General features: G+C 68.5%; 21 protein-coding genes and 1 pseudogene. 15 read left to right on the top strand and 7 right to left on the bottom strand.

Annotated elements, in window-relative coordinates; genetic code table 11:
• Positions 1-2 precede the first annotated feature (2 nt).
• On the top strand, positions 3-938 hold the full coding sequence (locus GWG54_RS07410) for a thiamine pyrophosphate-dependent enzyme (RefSeq protein ID WP_167937171.1): 936 nt from the start codon (positions 3-5) through the stop codon (positions 936-938).
• Positions 939-1,306: 368 nt separating this feature from the next.
• On the opposite strand, the gene GWG54_RS07405 is transcribed toward GWG54_RS07410, so the two are convergent.
• Positions 1,307-1,630 (bottom strand): hypothetical protein, encoded by a 324-nt coding sequence (locus tag GWG54_RS07405; protein ID WP_167937170.1) that lies wholly within the window; start codon positions 1,628-1,630, stop codon positions 1,307-1,309.
• Between the two features lie 123 nt (positions 1,631-1,753).
• Between GWG54_RS07405 and lrpA1 the strand changes: the two genes are divergently transcribed.
• From lrpA1 to GWG54_RS07380, 5 genes are all read left to right on the top strand, one after another.
• The gene (gene lrpA1, locus GWG54_RS07400) at positions 1,754-2,182 is read left to right on the top strand and encodes an HTH-type transcriptional regulator LrpA1 (protein WP_008426705.1); all 429 of its coding nucleotides are present in this window, start codon (positions 1,754-1,756) and stop codon (positions 2,180-2,182) included.
• A 110-nt stretch (positions 2,183-2,292) separates the two neighbouring features.
• Positions 2,293-2,952 (top strand): HAD family hydrolase, encoded by a 660-nt coding sequence (locus GWG54_RS07395; protein ID WP_167937169.1) that lies wholly within the window; start codon positions 2,293-2,295, stop codon positions 2,950-2,952.
• 51 nt (positions 2,953-3,003) lie between these two features.
• A complete protein-coding gene (locus GWG54_RS07390) occupies positions 3,004-3,483 on the top strand; it encodes an SRPBCC family protein (protein ID WP_167937168.1) in 480 nt (159 codons plus the stop codon).
• 58 nt (positions 3,484-3,541) lie between these two features.
• The gene (locus GWG54_RS07385) at positions 3,542-4,159 is read left to right on the top strand and encodes a nitrous oxide reductase accessory protein NosL (RefSeq protein WP_167937167.1); all 618 of its coding nucleotides are present in this window, start codon (positions 3,542-3,544) and stop codon (positions 4,157-4,159) included.
• A gap of 63 nt (positions 4,160-4,222) precedes the next feature.
• Positions 4,223-5,116 carry a DMT family transporter gene (locus GWG54_RS07380; RefSeq protein WP_167937166.1) on the top strand — a complete coding sequence of 298 codons (894 nt, stop codon included), beginning with the start codon at positions 4,223-4,225 and terminating at the stop codon, positions 5,114-5,116.
• Positions 5,117-5,123: 7 nt separating this feature from the next.
• Here GWG54_RS07380 and GWG54_RS07375 read toward each other — a convergent pair whose 3' ends face one another.
• Entirely contained in the window at positions 5,124-5,339 is a 216-nt protein-coding gene (locus GWG54_RS07375; RefSeq protein ID WP_167937165.1) for a hypothetical protein, read from the bottom strand.
• 213 nt (positions 5,340-5,552) lie between these two features.
• Between GWG54_RS07375 and GWG54_RS07370 the strand changes: the two genes are divergently transcribed.
• From GWG54_RS07370 to GWG54_RS07350, 5 genes are all read left to right on the top strand, one after another.
• The gene (locus GWG54_RS07370) at positions 5,553-6,116 is read left to right on the top strand and encodes an OsmC family protein (protein WP_167937164.1); all 564 of its coding nucleotides are present in this window, start codon (positions 5,553-5,555) and stop codon (positions 6,114-6,116) included.
• A gap of 114 nt (positions 6,117-6,230) precedes the next feature.
• Positions 6,231-7,232, top strand: coding sequence for a ring-cleaving dioxygenase (locus GWG54_RS07365; protein WP_167937163.1), 1,002 nt, complete (start codon positions 6,231-6,233; stop codon positions 7,230-7,232).
• Between the two features lie 60 nt (positions 7,233-7,292).
• The gene (locus tag GWG54_RS07360; protein ID WP_167937162.1) at positions 7,293-8,516 is read left to right on the top strand and encodes an iron-containing alcohol dehydrogenase family protein; all 1,224 of its coding nucleotides are present in this window, start codon (positions 7,293-7,295) and stop codon (positions 8,514-8,516) included.
• 107 nt (positions 8,517-8,623) lie between these two features.
• A complete protein-coding gene (locus tag GWG54_RS07355) occupies positions 8,624-9,415 on the top strand; it encodes a TrmB family transcriptional regulator (protein ID WP_167937161.1) in 792 nt (263 codons plus the stop codon).
• A 62-nt stretch (positions 9,416-9,477) separates the two neighbouring features.
• A complete protein-coding gene (locus GWG54_RS07350; RefSeq protein ID WP_167937160.1) occupies positions 9,478-9,780 on the top strand; it encodes a HalOD1 output domain-containing protein in 303 nt (100 codons plus the stop codon).
• Positions 9,781-9,810: 30 nt separating this feature from the next.
• Here GWG54_RS07350 and GWG54_RS07345 read toward each other — a convergent pair whose 3' ends face one another.
• A complete protein-coding gene (locus tag GWG54_RS07345; RefSeq protein ID WP_167937159.1) occupies positions 9,811-10,272 on the bottom strand; it encodes a hypothetical protein in 462 nt (153 codons plus the stop codon).
• A 120-nt stretch (positions 10,273-10,392) separates the two neighbouring features.
• Here GWG54_RS07345 and GWG54_RS07340 point away from each other — a divergent pair, with 120 nt between their 5' ends.
• Complete coding sequence (locus GWG54_RS07340; protein WP_167937158.1) at positions 10,393-11,394, top strand: zinc-binding dehydrogenase; 1,002 nt, start codon at positions 10,393-10,395, stop codon at positions 11,392-11,394.
• Positions 11,395-11,415: 21 nt separating this feature from the next.
• Here GWG54_RS07340 and GWG54_RS07335 read toward each other — a convergent pair whose 3' ends face one another.
• Genes GWG54_RS07335 through GWG54_RS07325 form a run of 3 tightly spaced genes read right to left on the bottom strand, consistent with a single transcriptional unit; the run spans position 11,416 to position 13,720 of the window.
• The gene (locus GWG54_RS07335) at positions 11,416-11,679 is read right to left on the bottom strand and encodes a biotin/lipoyl-containing protein (RefSeq protein WP_167937157.1); all 264 of its coding nucleotides are present in this window, start codon (positions 11,677-11,679) and stop codon (positions 11,416-11,418) included.
• Positions 11,676-12,707 carry an alpha-ketoacid dehydrogenase subunit beta gene (locus GWG54_RS07330; RefSeq protein WP_167937156.1) on the bottom strand — a complete coding sequence of 344 codons (1,032 nt, stop codon included), beginning with the start codon at positions 12,705-12,707 and terminating at the stop codon, positions 11,676-11,678. Before GWG54_RS07330 ends, GWG54_RS07335 begins: the two co-directional genes overlap by 4 nt.
• Positions 12,707-13,720, bottom strand: coding sequence for a thiamine pyrophosphate-dependent dehydrogenase E1 component subunit alpha (locus GWG54_RS07325; protein ID WP_167937155.1), 1,014 nt, complete (start codon positions 13,718-13,720; stop codon positions 12,707-12,709). The genes GWG54_RS07330 and GWG54_RS07325 overlap by 1 nt, the downstream gene beginning before the upstream one ends.
• 153 nt (positions 13,721-13,873) lie before the next feature.
• On the opposite strand from GWG54_RS07325, the gene GWG54_RS07320 reads away from it, so the two are divergent.
• Both GWG54_RS07320 and GWG54_RS07315 read left to right on the top strand, forming a co-directional pair.
• Entirely contained in the window at positions 13,874-14,530 is a 657-nt protein-coding gene (locus GWG54_RS07320; RefSeq protein WP_167937154.1) for a helix-turn-helix domain-containing protein, read from the top strand.
• A gap of 76 nt (positions 14,531-14,606) precedes the next feature.
• The gene (locus GWG54_RS07315; protein WP_167937153.1) at positions 14,607-14,948 is read left to right on the top strand and encodes a helix-turn-helix domain-containing protein; all 342 of its coding nucleotides are present in this window, start codon (positions 14,607-14,609) and stop codon (positions 14,946-14,948) included.
• 16 nt (positions 14,949-14,964) lie between these two features.
• Here GWG54_RS07315 and GWG54_RS07310 read toward each other — a convergent pair whose 3' ends face one another.
• Positions 14,965-15,174: a hypothetical protein gene (locus GWG54_RS07310; RefSeq protein WP_167937152.1), complete on the bottom strand. Its 210-nt coding sequence runs from the start codon at positions 15,172-15,174 to the stop codon at positions 14,965-14,967.
• A 220-nt stretch (positions 15,175-15,394) separates the two neighbouring features.
• On the opposite strand from GWG54_RS07310, the pseudogene GWG54_RS07305 reads away from it, so the two are divergent.
• A pseudogene (locus GWG54_RS07305) lies at positions 15,395-15,628 on the top strand (prephenate dehydrogenase); the annotation flags it as partial.

Here is a 15,628-nt window from a genome sequence, read left to right as displayed (position 1 = left end):
CAATGAGTGCATTCAACGCGATCGGTGAGGAACGAGAGATCGACCGGGACGAGTTCACGCCCGGCGTCGAACCGCAGCCGACCTGGTGTCCGGGCTGTGGCGACTTCGGCGTGCTGAAGTCGCTGAAACAGGCCCTCCCCGAAGTCGGGAAAACTCCCGAGGAGGTCCTGACGGTCACCGGGATCGGCTGTTCCGGCAAGCTGAACAGCTACCTGGACACGTACGGCTTCCATACGATCCACGGGCGCTCGCTGCCCGTCGCCCGCGCGGCGAAGCTCGCCAACCCCGAGCTTGAGGTCATCGCCGCCGGCGGCGACGGCGACGGCTACGGGATCGGCGGGAACCACTTCATCCACACGGCCCGGGAGAACCACGACATGACCTACATCGTGTTCAACAACGAGATCTTCGGGCTGACGAAGGGCCAGACCTCGCCCACGAGTCCGAAGGGCCACAAGTCCAAGACCCAGCCCTCCGGCAGCGCGAAGACGCCGATCCGGCCGCTGTCGCAGTCGCTGACCGCCGGCGCGACGTACATCGCTCGCACCGCCGCGGTCAACCCCAACCAGGCCAAGGAGATCATCAAGGAGGCCATCGAGCACGACGGCTTCGCCCACGTCGACTTCCTGACCCAGTGTCCGACCTGGAACAAGGACGCCCGCCAGTACGTCCCCTACATCGACATCCAGGAGTCCGACGACTACGACCACGACGTCAACGACCGCGCGGAGGCCGCCGAGATCATGCGCGAGACCGAGGACGTCCTCAACGAGGGCACCGTCCTCACCGGTCGGTACTACGTCGACGACGAGAGCCCCTCCTACACCCAGGAGAAACAGGCCGTCGGCGAGATGCCCGACCAGCCCGTCGCCGAGCGGTACTTCGACGAGGACGCCGAGTGGGAGCGCAGCTACGACCTGCTCGAGCGCCACACGTAGCGACGACCCCCGAGCGATCTTTTTCGCGGCCGCGTCCGGGTCGACAGGATTACGCTTCAGCGAGCTGACGGGACGGGTATGGATCCGGTTCGACGGTACCGACTATCGATGCTCGTCCTCGGCGTCTGTGCGCTTGTCTCTGGCGGCGTCGAGATCGCACGCGAGGGCTGGGACGGGGTCGGTATCGGGTCGGCGCTACTCGTCTCCGGCGGCGCCGTGATGGTGATCGTCTCCGCGACTGGAATCGAGGAGCCGACGCCGGACGTCGCTCGACGCACCGGGGTCTCGTCGGGCTCGGCGCGGCGCTGGCCGCGGTCGGAACGGTCCTCTCCCTGCTCTGAGCGGGCCGCGATCTCGCCTCGAGGCGGTCACTCCGTCGCGGCGTCGCTCCCCCACCCCTGCGCGAACCGTTTCGTGAGCGCGTTCAGGATCAGCAGAGCGACCAGCAGGCCGCCGAACGCCGTCGGTGAGAAACCGTACAGTAGCTGGTGGGTGCCGTAGGCGACCATCGCCAGCCCCATCAGCAGGGCGGTCGTCCCGGCCCGCCGCGAGACGTACTCGGGGTCGACGGCCTCGTCGTAGTGGACGTGGAGGTCGGCCCGGCCGCGAAACGCGATCAGGGCGGCCGGAACGAGGACGACGAGCCCGCAGCCGATCCAGAACAGTCCGAGCAACGCGTTCGCGTCGACCATCGACGGCCCTCGGCGGAGGCGGCGAATAAAACCGACGATCGTCTCGAAGCGAACCTTCACTCACGGGAGCCGACGTTTTCGGATACAAAAGTTATTTTCCGTCCCGAGCAAAACTATACGGTAATGAGCACCCAAGCGACGGAAGATCGTATCCTCGAGGTTCTCGAGGAGGACGCACAGGCTTCCTACGCCGAGATCGCCGATCGGGCGGACGTCTCGAAACCGACGGTCCGCAAGTACATCAACCAGCTCGAGGACGAGGGCGTCATCGTCGGCTACTCCGCCGACGTCGACCCGAAGAAGCTCTCGAGCCAGACCATCGCGATGGTCGGACTCGACGTCGCCAGCGAACGCTACGTCGAGGCGACGAAGGCGATCAAGCGCCTCGAGGAGGTCGAGGCCCTGTACAGCTCCAGCGGCGACCACATGCTGATGGCCGAGGTCCGCGCCGAGGACGGCGACGCGCTCGGCGAGATCATCTCCGAGGAACTGCTCGAGATCGAGGGCGTCACGGCCGCCCACCCCTCGTTCCTCCAGGAACGGCTGAAGTAACGCTCCTCGCGGACGCCGTCGGTTCCGTCGCTTGCCGCGGTCCGCCTGCTACGTTTTCCCGTCCCATTCGGCCCGTCGGATCCATAGGCGCTCGGTCCGTAGGCGCCCCCGTGACCGAGACGATACTGCTCGATATGGACGGCGTCGTCCTCGAGGGACCGGGCACGCCGCAGTCGGTCTACGACCGTGCGGCCGATACCGCCGTCGACGAACTGGGCCTCGAGCCGACGGACCGACAGCGGGCCGCCCTTCGATCGCACGGGTACGAGAGCGTCGAATCGGCCTGCGCCGCTCTCGGGACGGACCCGCGGGAGTTCTGGCGCCGGAAGGAGGAGGCGGCCTCGCGGCTCGCGGCCGAGCGGATCCGCTCGGGCGAGCGGGCGCTCTACGGCGACGTCGCGGCGCTGGAGTCGCTCGCCGAGCGAGCGACGCTCGCGCTGGTCAGCAACAACCGCCACGAGACCGCGACGTTCGTGGCCGACCGCCTCTCCGCGCCGTTCGCGGCCGCCAGGGGACGCGAGCCCACCCCCGAGGGATTCCGCCGACGCAAGCCGGACCCGCACCTCCTCGAGGAGACGCTGGCCGAACTGGGAGTCGAGACGGGGCTGTACGTCGGCGACCGCGAGACCGACGTCGTCGCCGCCGAGCGCGCGGGCCTCGAGGCCGCCTACCTCAGACGGTCCCACAACGCGGACGTTCCGCTTCCCGAGGCTGTGACCTACGAACTCGAGGGGCTCGACGAACTGCGCGAGGTTCCGGCGGAGCGGTAGGCGGGAGCCGACGGCCGCGCGCTTTTGCCCTCGCCGTCCGTACCGAGACCCATGCCCACCTACGAGCGCGAGACGCGCGTCGAGGCGCCCCTCGAGGAGGTCTGGCGGTTCCACTCGGGAGTGTCGGGGCTCGAGGCGGCGACGCCGGACTGGATGGGGCTGCGCGTCGAGTCCGCGACGGGACCGAACGGCGAGCCCGATCCCGACGTCCTCGAGCCCGGCGCGACGGTGACGCTGTCGATCCGCCCCTTCGGGGTCGGTCCCCGCCAGCGCTGGACGTCGGCGATCACCGAGCGCGAGCGGGCCGACGGGACGGCCTACTTCCGCGACGAGATGGTCGACGGTCCCTTCGAGCGCTGGGTCCACACCCACGCCTTCTACGGCGACGGCGACGAGACGCTCGTACGGGACCGCGTCGAGTACGAGCTGCCGTTCGGCCCGCTGGGCGCGGCGGCGACGCCGTTCTCGCGGGTCGGCTTCGAGACGATGTTCCGCGCCCGCCACCGACTGACGAGGGCGGCCCTCGAGTGACCGGTTCGACGCACGAACCACGTCCGTTTTGATCACGGCGACGGTAGGGACGATACGAATGAGTGCACACGACCGTGGACCGATCGCCAGACGCCGCGTGCTGGGCGCGATCGGCGCGGGAGCCTGCGTCGGTTTCGCCGGCTGCATCGGCGACGGGGGCGGGGAGGACGACGGCGACGAGAGCGAGAGCGAGGACGACGAACACCCGAACGCCCCGCACCTCGAGGAGCCGGGGGACGAACCGATCGAGTTCAGCCACGGCCAGCACTGCGCCGTCTGTGGCATGGGACCGACGGACTACTCCGACTGGTACAGCCAGCTCGCCCACGAGACCGAGGAGCGGGCGATCTTTTGCTCGTCGGGGTGTATGACCGCCTACCTCGCCGATGTTCCGGTCGACTCGGAGATCGTCGGCGCCTGGACGGTCGACTACGAGACCGGCGAGCTGATCGACGCCCTCGAGGCCCACTTCGTGATCGTCACCGACGAGAGCGGCGCCGACGACAACGACGTGATGGGGCTGAATCCCCGCCCGTTCGCCGACGAGGACGACGCCCTCGCCTACCTCGAGGAGTGGGACGCCGAGGAGCTGACCGAGGACGACATCATCGGTTTCGAGGAGATCGACGCCGAGGTCGCTGCCCACTACCGACCGGGACGGTTCCCCCGGGACTGAGAGTCCAGAGCGACCGTCCGGTCACCGGAAGCTGTTTAGTCGCGTCGTGTCTTGCGATCCGACGTGAACGCCGCCGACCTCGAGGTGACGCCGCTCGGCGCGCTCGCGTTCGCGATCTTCGCCGCCAGCACGAGCGCGATTCTGGTCCGCTGGAGCGGCGCGCCGAGTTCGGTCGCCGCGTTCTACCGAGTGCTGTTCACGACGGTGATCGTCGCGCCGATCGCCCTGGCGCGGCACCGCGAGGAGTTCACCCGCCTCTCGGGGCGCGACCTGGGACTCGCCGTCGTCGCCGGGGTCGCGCTCGCGATCCACTTCGCGGCCTGGTTCGAGAGCCTGGACCACACGAGCGTCGCCGCCAGCGTCACGCTGGTCCAGACCCAGCCGATCTTCGTCGCCCTCGGCGCGGCCCTGGTTCTGGGTGAACGCGTCGACCACGGGACGGGCGTCGGCATCGTCGTCGCCCTGCTCGGGGCGACCGCGATGTCGCTGGGCGACGCCGGCGAGGCGCCGATCGCGGGCGCGACGGCCTACGGCAACGCCCTCGCGGTCCTCGGGGCTGTCACCGTCGCGGGCTACGTTCTCGCGGGGCGGTCGATCCGCCAGCGCGTCTCGCTGTTTCCCTACGTGACCGTGGTCTACGCGGCCTGTACGCTGTCGCTGTTCGCGCTCGTCGGCGCGCAGGGCCACGCCTACCTCGCCTACCCCCCGCGGGAGTGGCTGCTCTTTCTCGGGATGGCGATCGGCCCCGGAGTCTTCGGTCACACGGTCGTCAACTGGGCGCTGAAACACCTCGAGTCCGTCGTCGTCAGCGTCACCTGGCTGGGCGAGCCCGTCGGCGCGACGCTGCTCGCGCTCGTCCTGCTCGCCGAGGTGCCCGACGCGATCACGGTCGCGGGCGGGCTCGTCGTCCTCGCCGGAATCTACGCGACGACGATCGAGCACGAGCGAGCCCCGTGATCGTCGCTCACTCCGAGAGCCCCTCGAGGTAGGCCCTGCCGTCGTCGGTGATCACGTAGACGCCGCTCGAGATCTGCCGGACGTGACCCGCCGACTGGAGTTCGTAACACCGTTCGGTGATCGTCACGGGGTGGGTCTCGAACTCGTCGGCCAGCGACGCCATCTCGGCCGGCCCCCGCTCGGCAAGCGTGGCTAACAGCGCTTGATCCGAGCATCCGTGCATATATGATAATACTTCACACACCAATGCGGGATATAAGGATTTCGGCGCGGTCGGGACTCGGGGATCGATCGCGTGTTCCGGGGTCGCGATCGGACGGTCGTCTTCCCGGCGACCCGGGACGCCCACGAGACCGCGGCCGAACTGACTATCTGCTAGAGAGTACCTAGCTAGCTTATCGTCGCGGCCGTCGAAGGCTTCGTCGGTGAGTCAGCGATGGCCACGAGAGAGGAAACGACAGTTAACGGCGTCGACGTCTCCGCCCTCGAGGGTGCTATCGAGGCGATCGACGAGGACGCCGCCGTCGGGGCGTTCACGTTTCGGGCGGAAACCGAGTGGGAGGACGCGCTGCGGGCGACGACGACCATCGACGAGTTCGACCAGGCGGGAGAAACCGTCCACACGCGGGAGTTCACGCTTCAAGGGGACGAACCGGAGGAGATCCTGGGCGAGCGAACGGCCCCCAACGCCGTCGAGACGCTGCTCGGCGCGCTCGGCTCGTGTCTGGCCGTCGGCTACGCGGCGAACGCCGCGGCCATGGGAATCGAACTGGACGCCCTCCGCTTCGAGATGGAGGGCGACGTGGACCTGCGGGGCTTCCTCGGGCTCGACGAGGACGTCCGTCCCGGCTACGAGTCGATCGCCTGCACGACCCGCATCGAGGCGGACGCCACGGAGGAACAACTCGAGGAGCTGCGCGAGCGCGTCGAGGCGACCTCGCCGCTGATGGACGCCATCACCAACGAGGTGGCGCTCGTGACCCGACTCGAGATCGAGTGAGACGCCGTCCGTCCGGGACGGCCTTTTTCGCGACTGCACTCCCGATAACGCCGGCGTCACCTCGTAACACCGCCGTGAGGGAAACGTCTCAAGGCTCGAGCGCCTCCCCCCGGTATGGCACTCGAGACGCCCGGCCTCCACCACGTGACCGCGATCGCCGGCGACCCGCAGCGAAACGCCGACTTCTACGTGGGCACGCTCGGACTACGCCTCGTCAAGCGGACCGTCAACCACGACGATCCCGGAACCTACCACCTCTACTTCGGCGACGGGGAGGGGACGCCCGGGACGAACGTCACCTTCTTCCCGTGGACCGACGAGGGCCGTCCCGGGCAGTTCGGCGCGGGACAGCCGCAGACGATCGCCTACCGGATCCCGCCGGGGTCGGTCGACTACTGGCGCGACCGCCTCGAGTCGCGGGACGTCGCGGTCGACCGCGAGGACCGGTTCGGCGAGACGGTGCTCCGATTCGAGGATCCCGACGGGATCGGTCTCGAGCTTGTTGCCGCGAGCGAGGCCCAACGGACCTCGGATAACGCGAGCGGTAACACCGCAGGCGGTGCCTCGAACGCGACCCCCTGGACCGAGGGTCCGGTTTCCGCTGAACACCAGCTGCAGGGTTTTCACGCCGTGACCCTCGCGATCGGCTCGTTCGACGCGACCGCGGCCGTGTTGACCGACGTGCTGGGCTACGAACTCGAGGACGAGGCGGACGGCCGACGGCGCTACCGGGCCGCGGCGGGCGGTCCGGGCTCGATCGTCGACCTCGTCGAGACCGACCTCGGACGCGGTCAGATGGGCGTCGGGACGGTCCACCACGTCGCCTTCGCGGCCGCGGACGTCGAGGAACAGCAACGGTGGCGCGAGGCCTTCGCCGACCACGGGCTCTCGCCGACCGAGGTGATCGACCGCAAGTACTTCCGCTCGATCTATGTCCGCGAGCCCGGCGGCGTCCTCTTCGAGATGGCGACGACGGGCCCCGGGTTCGCCGTCGACGAGGATCCCACGGAGCTGGGGTCCGAACTCGTCCTTCCCGAGCGCCTCGAGGACGAGCGCGAGCGGATCGAGGCCCAGCTCCCGCCGTTCGACGGGCCCACCGTCGACGCGAGCGACTGACCTCGTCCCCCGGCTGACGCCGCTGTCGGTTTTTACTACGCCCGCTCCCTACGGGGAGTCATGACCGCGAACGATCCGACGCCGCGCGAGGCTTCCTTCCGATTCGAGTACCACCCGGCGACGATCAGGTTCGGCGCGGGCTGTGCCGACGCCCTCGAGGACGAACTCGAGCGACTGGGCCTCGAGCGAGCGCTCGTGGTCTGTGGCGCCACGGTCGGGAGCACGCCCGAGGTGATCGACCCCGTCCGCGAGGGACTGGGCGATCGGCTGGCGGGCGTCTTCGACGAGACGACCCCCGACAAACGGCTCGGAACGGCGTTCGACGGGCTAGATCGCTTCGAGGACGCCGATGCCGACGCCGTCGTCGCCCTCGGCGGCGGGAGCAGCCTCGACGTCGCGAAGGCGGTAAGCGCCCTCGCGGCGAGCGACCGCTCGCGGGATCGGATCGCCGAGGAGTTCGCCCAGACGGGCACGATCGACGTTCCCGACGACCCGGTCCCGATCGTCGCCGTTCCGACCACGCTGGCCGGCGCCGCCCTCTCGACGGGCGCCGGGATCACCGCCGCGCCCGACTCGGGGCTGGTCGACGAGGAACTCGGGGGCGGAATCTCCGACCCCGGGCTGATGCCGACCGCGGCGTTCTACGACCCCGAGCTGGTCGCGACGACGCCCGACTCGATCCTCGCGGGATCGGCGATGAACGGTTTCGACAAGGGCCTCGAGACGATCTACGCCGCCAACGCGACGCCCGTGACCGACGCGACGGCCCGACACGGCCTCGAGAAGCTCGAGGACGGGCTCGAGGCGTTCGGGCGGGGCGATCGCGACCTCGCGGTCTACGAAACCCTGCTCGAGGGTCTACTCCTCGTCCAGTACGGGATCTCCCGTCCCGACGGGACGACGCTGTCGGTCGTCCACGCCTTCGGCCACGGGCTGCGGGACGCCTACGACCTCCAGCAGGGGGTCGCCCACGCGGTCGTCGTCCCCCACGTCCTGCGCTACCTCTTCGAACAGGAAGGCGTCGACGCGCGGGCCGGGCTGCTCGCGGACGCGCTGGGCGTCGGCGAGGCCGCCGACCACGGCGCCGCGGTCGTCGATCGGGTCGCGGAGCTGCGCGACGAACTCGGCCTTCCGTTCCGCCTGCGAGACCTCGAGCCCGTCGCGGACGACGAGTTCGGCGACGTCGCGGAGGCGATCCTCGCCGACGGCTTCATGGCGAACGCCCCGCCGGGCCTGGACCCGACCGTCGAGGAGATCGAGAGCGTGCTCGAGGAAGCGTGGTAGTTCCGCAGTAGGGTGGTCGGACGGTTTTCTATCTGTCTCGACTGACCCTGACCGTACTGGTAGCCGTCTCGAGTGGGATTTATTCGAGCCCGTGTCGTATCCCTCACATGGTATCGTTTGACGAAGAGCAGGCCGAAGCTGAGGCTCTCGACCGGTTACAAGGTCTCGGATTGTCCCAGTACGAGGCGCAGACGCTACTCAACCTCCTTCGGCTCGGCACAGGAACGACACAGGATATTACCCGCGTCAACGGTGTGCCGCGCACTCGCGTGTACGAGGCGACCGATCGGCTCCACGAACTGGGCTTCATCGACATTCAGCACACGACGCCGCGAAAATTCACGGTGATCTCGGAGGAGACGATCATCCGAACGCTCAACGTGAGACGCGAGAACACGATCACCGAGCTTGCGGAGTGTCTGGAAAAGATCGGGCCGGCCGAGCCACAACGCGAACAGTTCGGCGTCTGGACGGTGACCGGACGGGAGGCGGTAGCGTCTCGTATCGACGAGTTCATCGCCGGCGCAGACGAGCAAATCGTCTACATGACCGTCGATGAGTTACTCACTGACGAGCATCTCGACCGCCTTCAGGCTGCCGATGACCGCAGAGTAGACATCCATTTCGCGGGAATTTCGGACGATGTGCAAGACCGAATTCAGGAAACGGTGCCGTCAGCCGAACTGTTCGAAACCTTGTGGGAGTGGGGAGATACTCCCGCCGGGAGCCTGTTGATCACCGACGAGGAGACCGCACTCGTGAGCGCTCTCGTGAACGGTTCCGGCGACGCTGATGAGATCGAAGAAACGGCAATCTGGGGCGCGGGCGATCGAAATAGCCTCGTCGTCGTCCTCCGAGCGATCTTCACGTGGCGGCTCGACGAAACGCAAGGGGGATGAACGTGAGGCGTTCACTCGGAAAATCACAGTGCATTTATGAGTATCGTTAGCATAGGTCGGCTATGAGTGAAGGCATCCCCGCGGGCGACGGGGGCGGGTCCGATTCGACCACTATCCATTTCCAGAGACGATACGATTGGTCGGCCACCTCACCGAGCATTGCCATAGTCACCGCTCTCGCAACCGTTATCGGCGTCGATACGACCGAACTCGACTGGACCTTACACGATTACATCGATCCGGAAGCGCTCGATGCGCTCGTCCGAGACCAACAGTCAGAACGGATCACCGTCTCCTTCGCCGTTGATCGCTACCGAATTCGGTTCGACGGCGACGAGCTGCGTGTCCGCTCTCGTGACCGATAACCGCGTATCGATAGCGACAGTCCGCAGAATCTAACGCTCGAGGTCGGCCGATGCGGGCGGTTCGACGCCCCGTCGCTGGGGTTCCATCCCGTCGTGAAGCGGCGAGACGAGCCTGAGCATCGAGACGACGAGCACCGTCGCTCCGGCCGCGAGGACGACCAGGACGGTCGGCTCGGCGAGGTGGACGACCTCGAGGACGGAGAGTCCGAACCCGCCCGTGATCAGCGAGCCGAGCGTCCAACTGCCCAGCCAGTCGGGGACGGCCGCGAGCAGCCGTTCCCGGAAGAACGCCGCGTAGGCGAACCCGGCCCAGACCCCGACGACGAGCGCGAGCCAGCCGTCGCCGAGGGCGAGCCCGCCCAGATCGCTCGACGCGAACCAGGCGAACAGGGGGAGTCCGACGAGCAGGGCGAGGAACTCGCCCGCCCGTCCCGACGGGGTGGTCCAGTCGCCGTCCTCGTCGCGGAACGGGTCGAGCGGAGTTCGCGCCATTGCTCGTCCGTTCGGCGAGGATCGAGTTGAATGTTTTCCTGGCCGACACGACGCCCCGTTCCGGCACGTCCCTCCGCAAGCGCGGGATACTCCGGTCCGAAGCCCGTCCGTCGAGCCACGATGAGCGAGATGACCGCCTACGCGCTCGAGGAGTACGGCGATCCCGACAACTTCGCGGAGACGACCGTCGAGGTTCCCGACCCCGGTCCCGAGGAGATCCGCGTCGAGGTCGCCGCGACCAGCCTCAACCCGGTCGACTACAAGATCCGCCGGGGCGACCTGGCCGATATCGGTCCCGAGATGCCCGCAATCTTGCACTGTGACGTCTCGGGGGTCGTCGACGCCGTCGGCGAGGACGTCGAGGCCTTCGAGGCGGGCGACGAGGTCTACGGGATGCCCGGCGGCGCGGGCCGCCAGGGCGCGCTCGCGGAGTACGTCGTCGGCCACGCGGGGACGTTCGCCCGCGCGCCTGAGGCGATTTCGCTCGAGGAGAGCGCGGCCCTGCCCGTCGTCGCGCTCACGGCGTGGGAGATGCTCGCCGACAAGACGAGCGTCGACATCGGCGAGGAGGTGCTGGTCTACGGGGCCAGCGGCGGCGTCGGCCACATCGGGGTACAAGTCGCGAAGTGGTTCGGCGCGGAGGTGACCGCGACGGGCTCGAGCGACGCCAAGCTGGAGCTGGCGGCCGAGCTGGGTGCTGACGCGACCGTCGACTACACCGAGACCGACGTCGAGTCGTACGTCGCCGAGCACGCCAGCGGTGCCGGCTTCGACACCGTCTTCGACCCGATCGGCGACGACCACCTCGAGACGGCGTTCGAGGCGGTACGTCCGTTCGGAACCGTCGTCACGACCGAGTCGAGCGCGGCCGGAGAGCTGGATCTCGCGCCGATGCACATGAACTCCCTCGAGCTCGGCGTCGTGCTGGTGATCCTCCCGGTACTGCTCGGCGAGCGCCAGGAACGGATCGGCGAGGAGCTCGCCGATATCGCGGCGCTGGTCGACGACGGCGCGGTCGAACCGCACATCGACGAGCGGTTCGGGTTCGACGAGGTCGCCGACGCCCACCGCCTCGGCGAGGACGGCGACTTCGTCGGGAAGCTGCTGCTGGTCAACGAGTGATACAGCGGATCCCGACCCAGGTCAGTCGGGATCGATGTAGGCGAGGACGTCCTCGCTCGTGATCTCGTCGTCCTCGTCGCGTTCGATCGCGACCAGCTCCCCCGCGGCGGGGGCGGGGACGTCGACGCTTACCTTCTCGACCTGGATCTCGCAGATCGCCTCGCCGTCCTCGACGCGTCGGCCCTCCCGGGCGAACCAGTTGACGACGACGCCTTCCTCCTCCTCGACGTCCTCGGGCCAGGCGTCGCTCGCGGCGACGGCGACGCGGTCGTCGTCCCGGCTCATGCGTCGCGTGCGGAGCGAACCGCGCTCTCGATATCGTCGCTGTCCGGAACGACCTCGTTCTCCATCGGGCGGGCGTAGGGAAGCGGGACGTCCGGGACGGCGACTCGCTCGACGGCCTCGAGGTCGGCCAGTCCGTCCTCGGCGACGCTGGCGATGATCTCGCCAGTAACGCCGAACGAGCGGTAGTCCTCGTCGACGACGATCAGTCGGCCCGTCTTCGCGACCGACTCGCGAATCGTCTCGGTGTCGAGCGGTACCAGGGTTCGGAGGTCGATCACCTCGGCGTCGATCCCGTCCTCGGCGAGGGCGTCGGCGGCCTCGAGCGCCCGGTGGACGTGCAGGCCGAGCGTGACGACGGTGGCGTCGTCGCCCTCGCGTTTGACGTCGGCGCTGCCGAAGGGGATGGTGTACTCCTCCTCGGGAACCGGCGTCTTCGGGCCGTCGGGGGCGGGCATCCAGCCGATCCCCATCAGCCGTTTGTGGAACAGGTAGACGACGGGGTCGTCGTCGCGGATGGCGTTGTGCATCAGCCCCTTCGCGTCGTAGGCCGTCGAGGGGACGACGACCTTCATCCCCGGCAGGTGGGCGAAGGTGCCGTACAGCGTCTGGGAGTGCTGGGCGGCGTCGTTGTAGGTTCCCCCGACCGCGGCCGTCAGCACCATCGGGACGTTGACCGCCCCGCCGCTCATGTAGGTGTTCTTGGCCATCTGATTGTAGATCTGGTCCATCGTGACGCCGAAGAAGTCGACGAACATCAGCTCCGCGACGGGGCGCATCCCCTCCTGTGCGGCGCCGACGGCCGCGCCGAGGTAGGCCGTCTCGCTGATCGGGACGTCCATCACCCGGTCGCGGCCGAACTCCTCGAGCAGCCCCTCCGTGCTGTCGAAGATGCCGCCGTAGTCGGCGACGTCCTCGCCCATGTAGAAGACCTCCTCGTCCGCGCGCATCTCGTGGGCGATGGCCTCGACCATCGCGCGGCTCATCGTCAGTTCCCGGTCGATCGCCTGCCGTCGCTTTTCCTGCGCCATCAGTCGTCACCTCCAGCGAGTTCGTGGGTCGGCTCCTCGGTCGTCACGCCCGACGGTGGGTTGACGAAGACGTCCTCGTACGCTGCGTCGGGCTCGGGTTCGGGTTGCTCTTTCGCCCACTCGATGGCCTCGTCGACGCGCTCGCGGGCGTCCTCGCGGATCGCCTCGAGGTCGCCCTCTTCGAGGCCCGCCCCGCGCAGGTCCTCGGCGAGCCGTTCGATCGAATCCCGCTGCTCGGCGGCCGCCACGTCCTCCTCGGGGCGGTAGCTCTCGGGGTCGCCCATGAAGTGGCCCATCCGGCGGTGGACCTGCACCTCGAGCAGCGTCGGGCCGTTGCCGGCTCGCGCCCGACCGACGGCCTCCCTCGCGGCGTCGTAGACGGCCGTCGCGTCGTCGTAGTCGACCCGGACGCCGGGCATGTCGAACCCGGCCGCGCGCCGGGAGCCGTCGGCGACGTCGGTGACCCGCCCCTTGGGCATGCTGATCGCCCAGTCGTTGTCCTCGATCACGAAGACGACGGGTAACCGCTGTACTGCGGCCAGGTTCAGCGACTCGAGGAAGGCCCCCTGACTGATCGCCCCCTCGCCGAGGAAGGCGACGGCCACGCCGTCCTCGTTTCGCTTCTTGGCCGCGAGCCCCGCGCCGACCGCGGGCGGACAGCCCTGGGCGATGATGCCGCTGCAGGCAAAGCCCGCGTCGGGATCGAACAGATGCATGTGCCCGCCCTTTCCGCTACTCAGCCCGGTCTCCCGGCCGAAGATCTCGGCGGTCATCCGCTTCAGATCGACGCCCTTCGCGATCGCGACGTGGTGGGGGCGGTGTGGTGCCGTCACGGTGTCCGACTCGCGCAGGTGCCGACAGACGCCCGCCGCGGCGGCCTCCTGGCCCGCCGCGAGGTGTAACTCGCCGGGGATCGGGCCGGCCGAGATGTCGAACGCCGGCTGTTTCCCCTCGAGATACTCCTCCTGGAGTCGTTCCTCGTAGTACCGCGCCGTCACCATGTCCCCGTACATTTCACGCAGCTCGCTAACTAGTACCATATATTGCAGTGACAGTATCGGTCCGGGCCGTCATATAGGTGATTGCCGACGCGACGGGCGCCGAACCGCCGACGATCGAAACGAGAGCGAACGTAGAGTAAAGCTCGCTCCGCGCGAATACTATCTATGAGCGTTATCGTGGAGTTCAGTGTCGAAACGGAGGAGTTCGTGTTCGGCTCGGCGCTCGAGACGGTCGAACACATGGCGATCGAACTCGAGGCGATCGTCCCCGTCGGTGGGCAGGTCGTCCCGTACTTCTGGGCGACCGGGACGGGGTTCGAGGCGTTCGAGCGCCACGTCGCGGCGGACCCGGGCATCGAGAGCATCACCCAGATCGATCGGATCGACGGCACCGCGCTGTACCGCGCGGTGTGGACTCGCGACGTGGACGGCCTCCTGGGCGGACTCGCCGAGACGGAAGCCGTCGTCCTCGAGGCGATGACGACGGATGGGGGGTGGCAGTTCAGGGTCCGATTTCCCGGGAACGACCTGCTGGGACGGTTCTCGGAGTACTGTACCGAACACGGGATTTCGATCCACGTCGGGCGGGTTCACCCCCTCGCGGAGGCCTCTCGAGCGGGACGGCTCTTCGAACTCACCCCCGGCCAGCGGGAGGCGATCGTCCTCGCCGTCCGGCGCGGCTACTTCGAGGTTCCTCGGCGGACCGACCTCAGTGCGATCGCCAGTGAGCTGGGAATCTCCCAGCAGGCCGCCTCCGAGCGGGTTCGACGCGGCGCCGATACGGTCCTGCGGACCGCCCTGCTCGCGTCGCGCTTCGACTGAGCGACACGCCCCCTCATAAACTGTTTGTCGTAACCGCCCGAGGTCGGAAGCGAAGCGACGGTCTACCCGGGTTACGATGTGCACCATACACGGTACGGTCGACGCGATCGACGGCGTCTTCGACGCGCTCTCGCACCCGGACCGACGGCGGATCCTCCGAGCGCTCCGGACGGGTTCGGCGACGACGGTCACCGCGCTCGTCTCGGAACTCGTCGGCGCCGAGATCGGCGGGCGGCGTCCCGATCGAACCCGAATCGAGGTGGTGCTGCATCACCGTCACCTGCCGAAGATGGCGGATGCGGGCGTGATCGACTACGACCCCGAGAGCGGAACCGTCGAGACGACCGAAGCGACCGTCGTCGCTCGCGAGTTGCTGCGGCGAGAAGGGACGGGGAACCGTACGGCTCGAACGCGGTGAGCCGGATCGGCGTCGGCTACCGTAGTCCCGCGACCGCGAGGACGATACCCAGCAGCGCCCCGACCGCGAGGAGGGCAGCGCCGGCGACGCCGATCATCTCCGCCGACGTCCAGCCGACGATTCGGTGCTCGTAGGTCATCGCGGCCGCCGAGAGCACGAGCGAAACTCCCGCGCCGAAGATCGTCGTCGCCAGGTCAACGCCGAACGGACTCCCGATATCGACCATACCGACAGCACCGCCTCGACGAGGATACGACCCGTGCCGTCCGTCGCAGACGGTACTTACGTCGGCGAGTGCCGTCCACGACTCCGCACTCGAGAGGCGGGACCCCTCGGTCGTCGGACGCCTCGATGGGTGGACGCCGCGATGGTTCCCGACTCGCAGCCTCGCGCCGAGAGGGGAGCGATCGAACGCCTTTTGCGAGGCCGCCCGGTACGTTTCCCCGATGGACGTACTGATCGTCGGTGCGGGGGCCATGGGAACGTGGTTCGGCGAGGCCGTCGACGCCGACGTCGCCTTCGCCGACGTCGATCCCGCGGCCGCCGCCGCCGCCGCGGACGCCGTCGGCGGCGAGGCCGTTCCCCTCGGGGGCGACGCGACCTACGACGTCGTCTGTATCGCGGTGCCGCCCTCCCACCCCGCCCGGGCGGACGCCGGCCACGCCCCCCCGGGCGGCCCC

Origin of the sequence: Natronococcus sp. JC468 (assembly GCF_012163165.1) — an archaeon.
Classification (GTDB): Archaea; Halobacteriota; Halobacteria; order Halobacteriales; family Natrialbaceae; genus Natronococcus; species Natronococcus jeotgali.
Note: the sequence above shows the minus strand (reverse complement) of the source record. Positions and strands in the feature narration are given on the sequence as shown.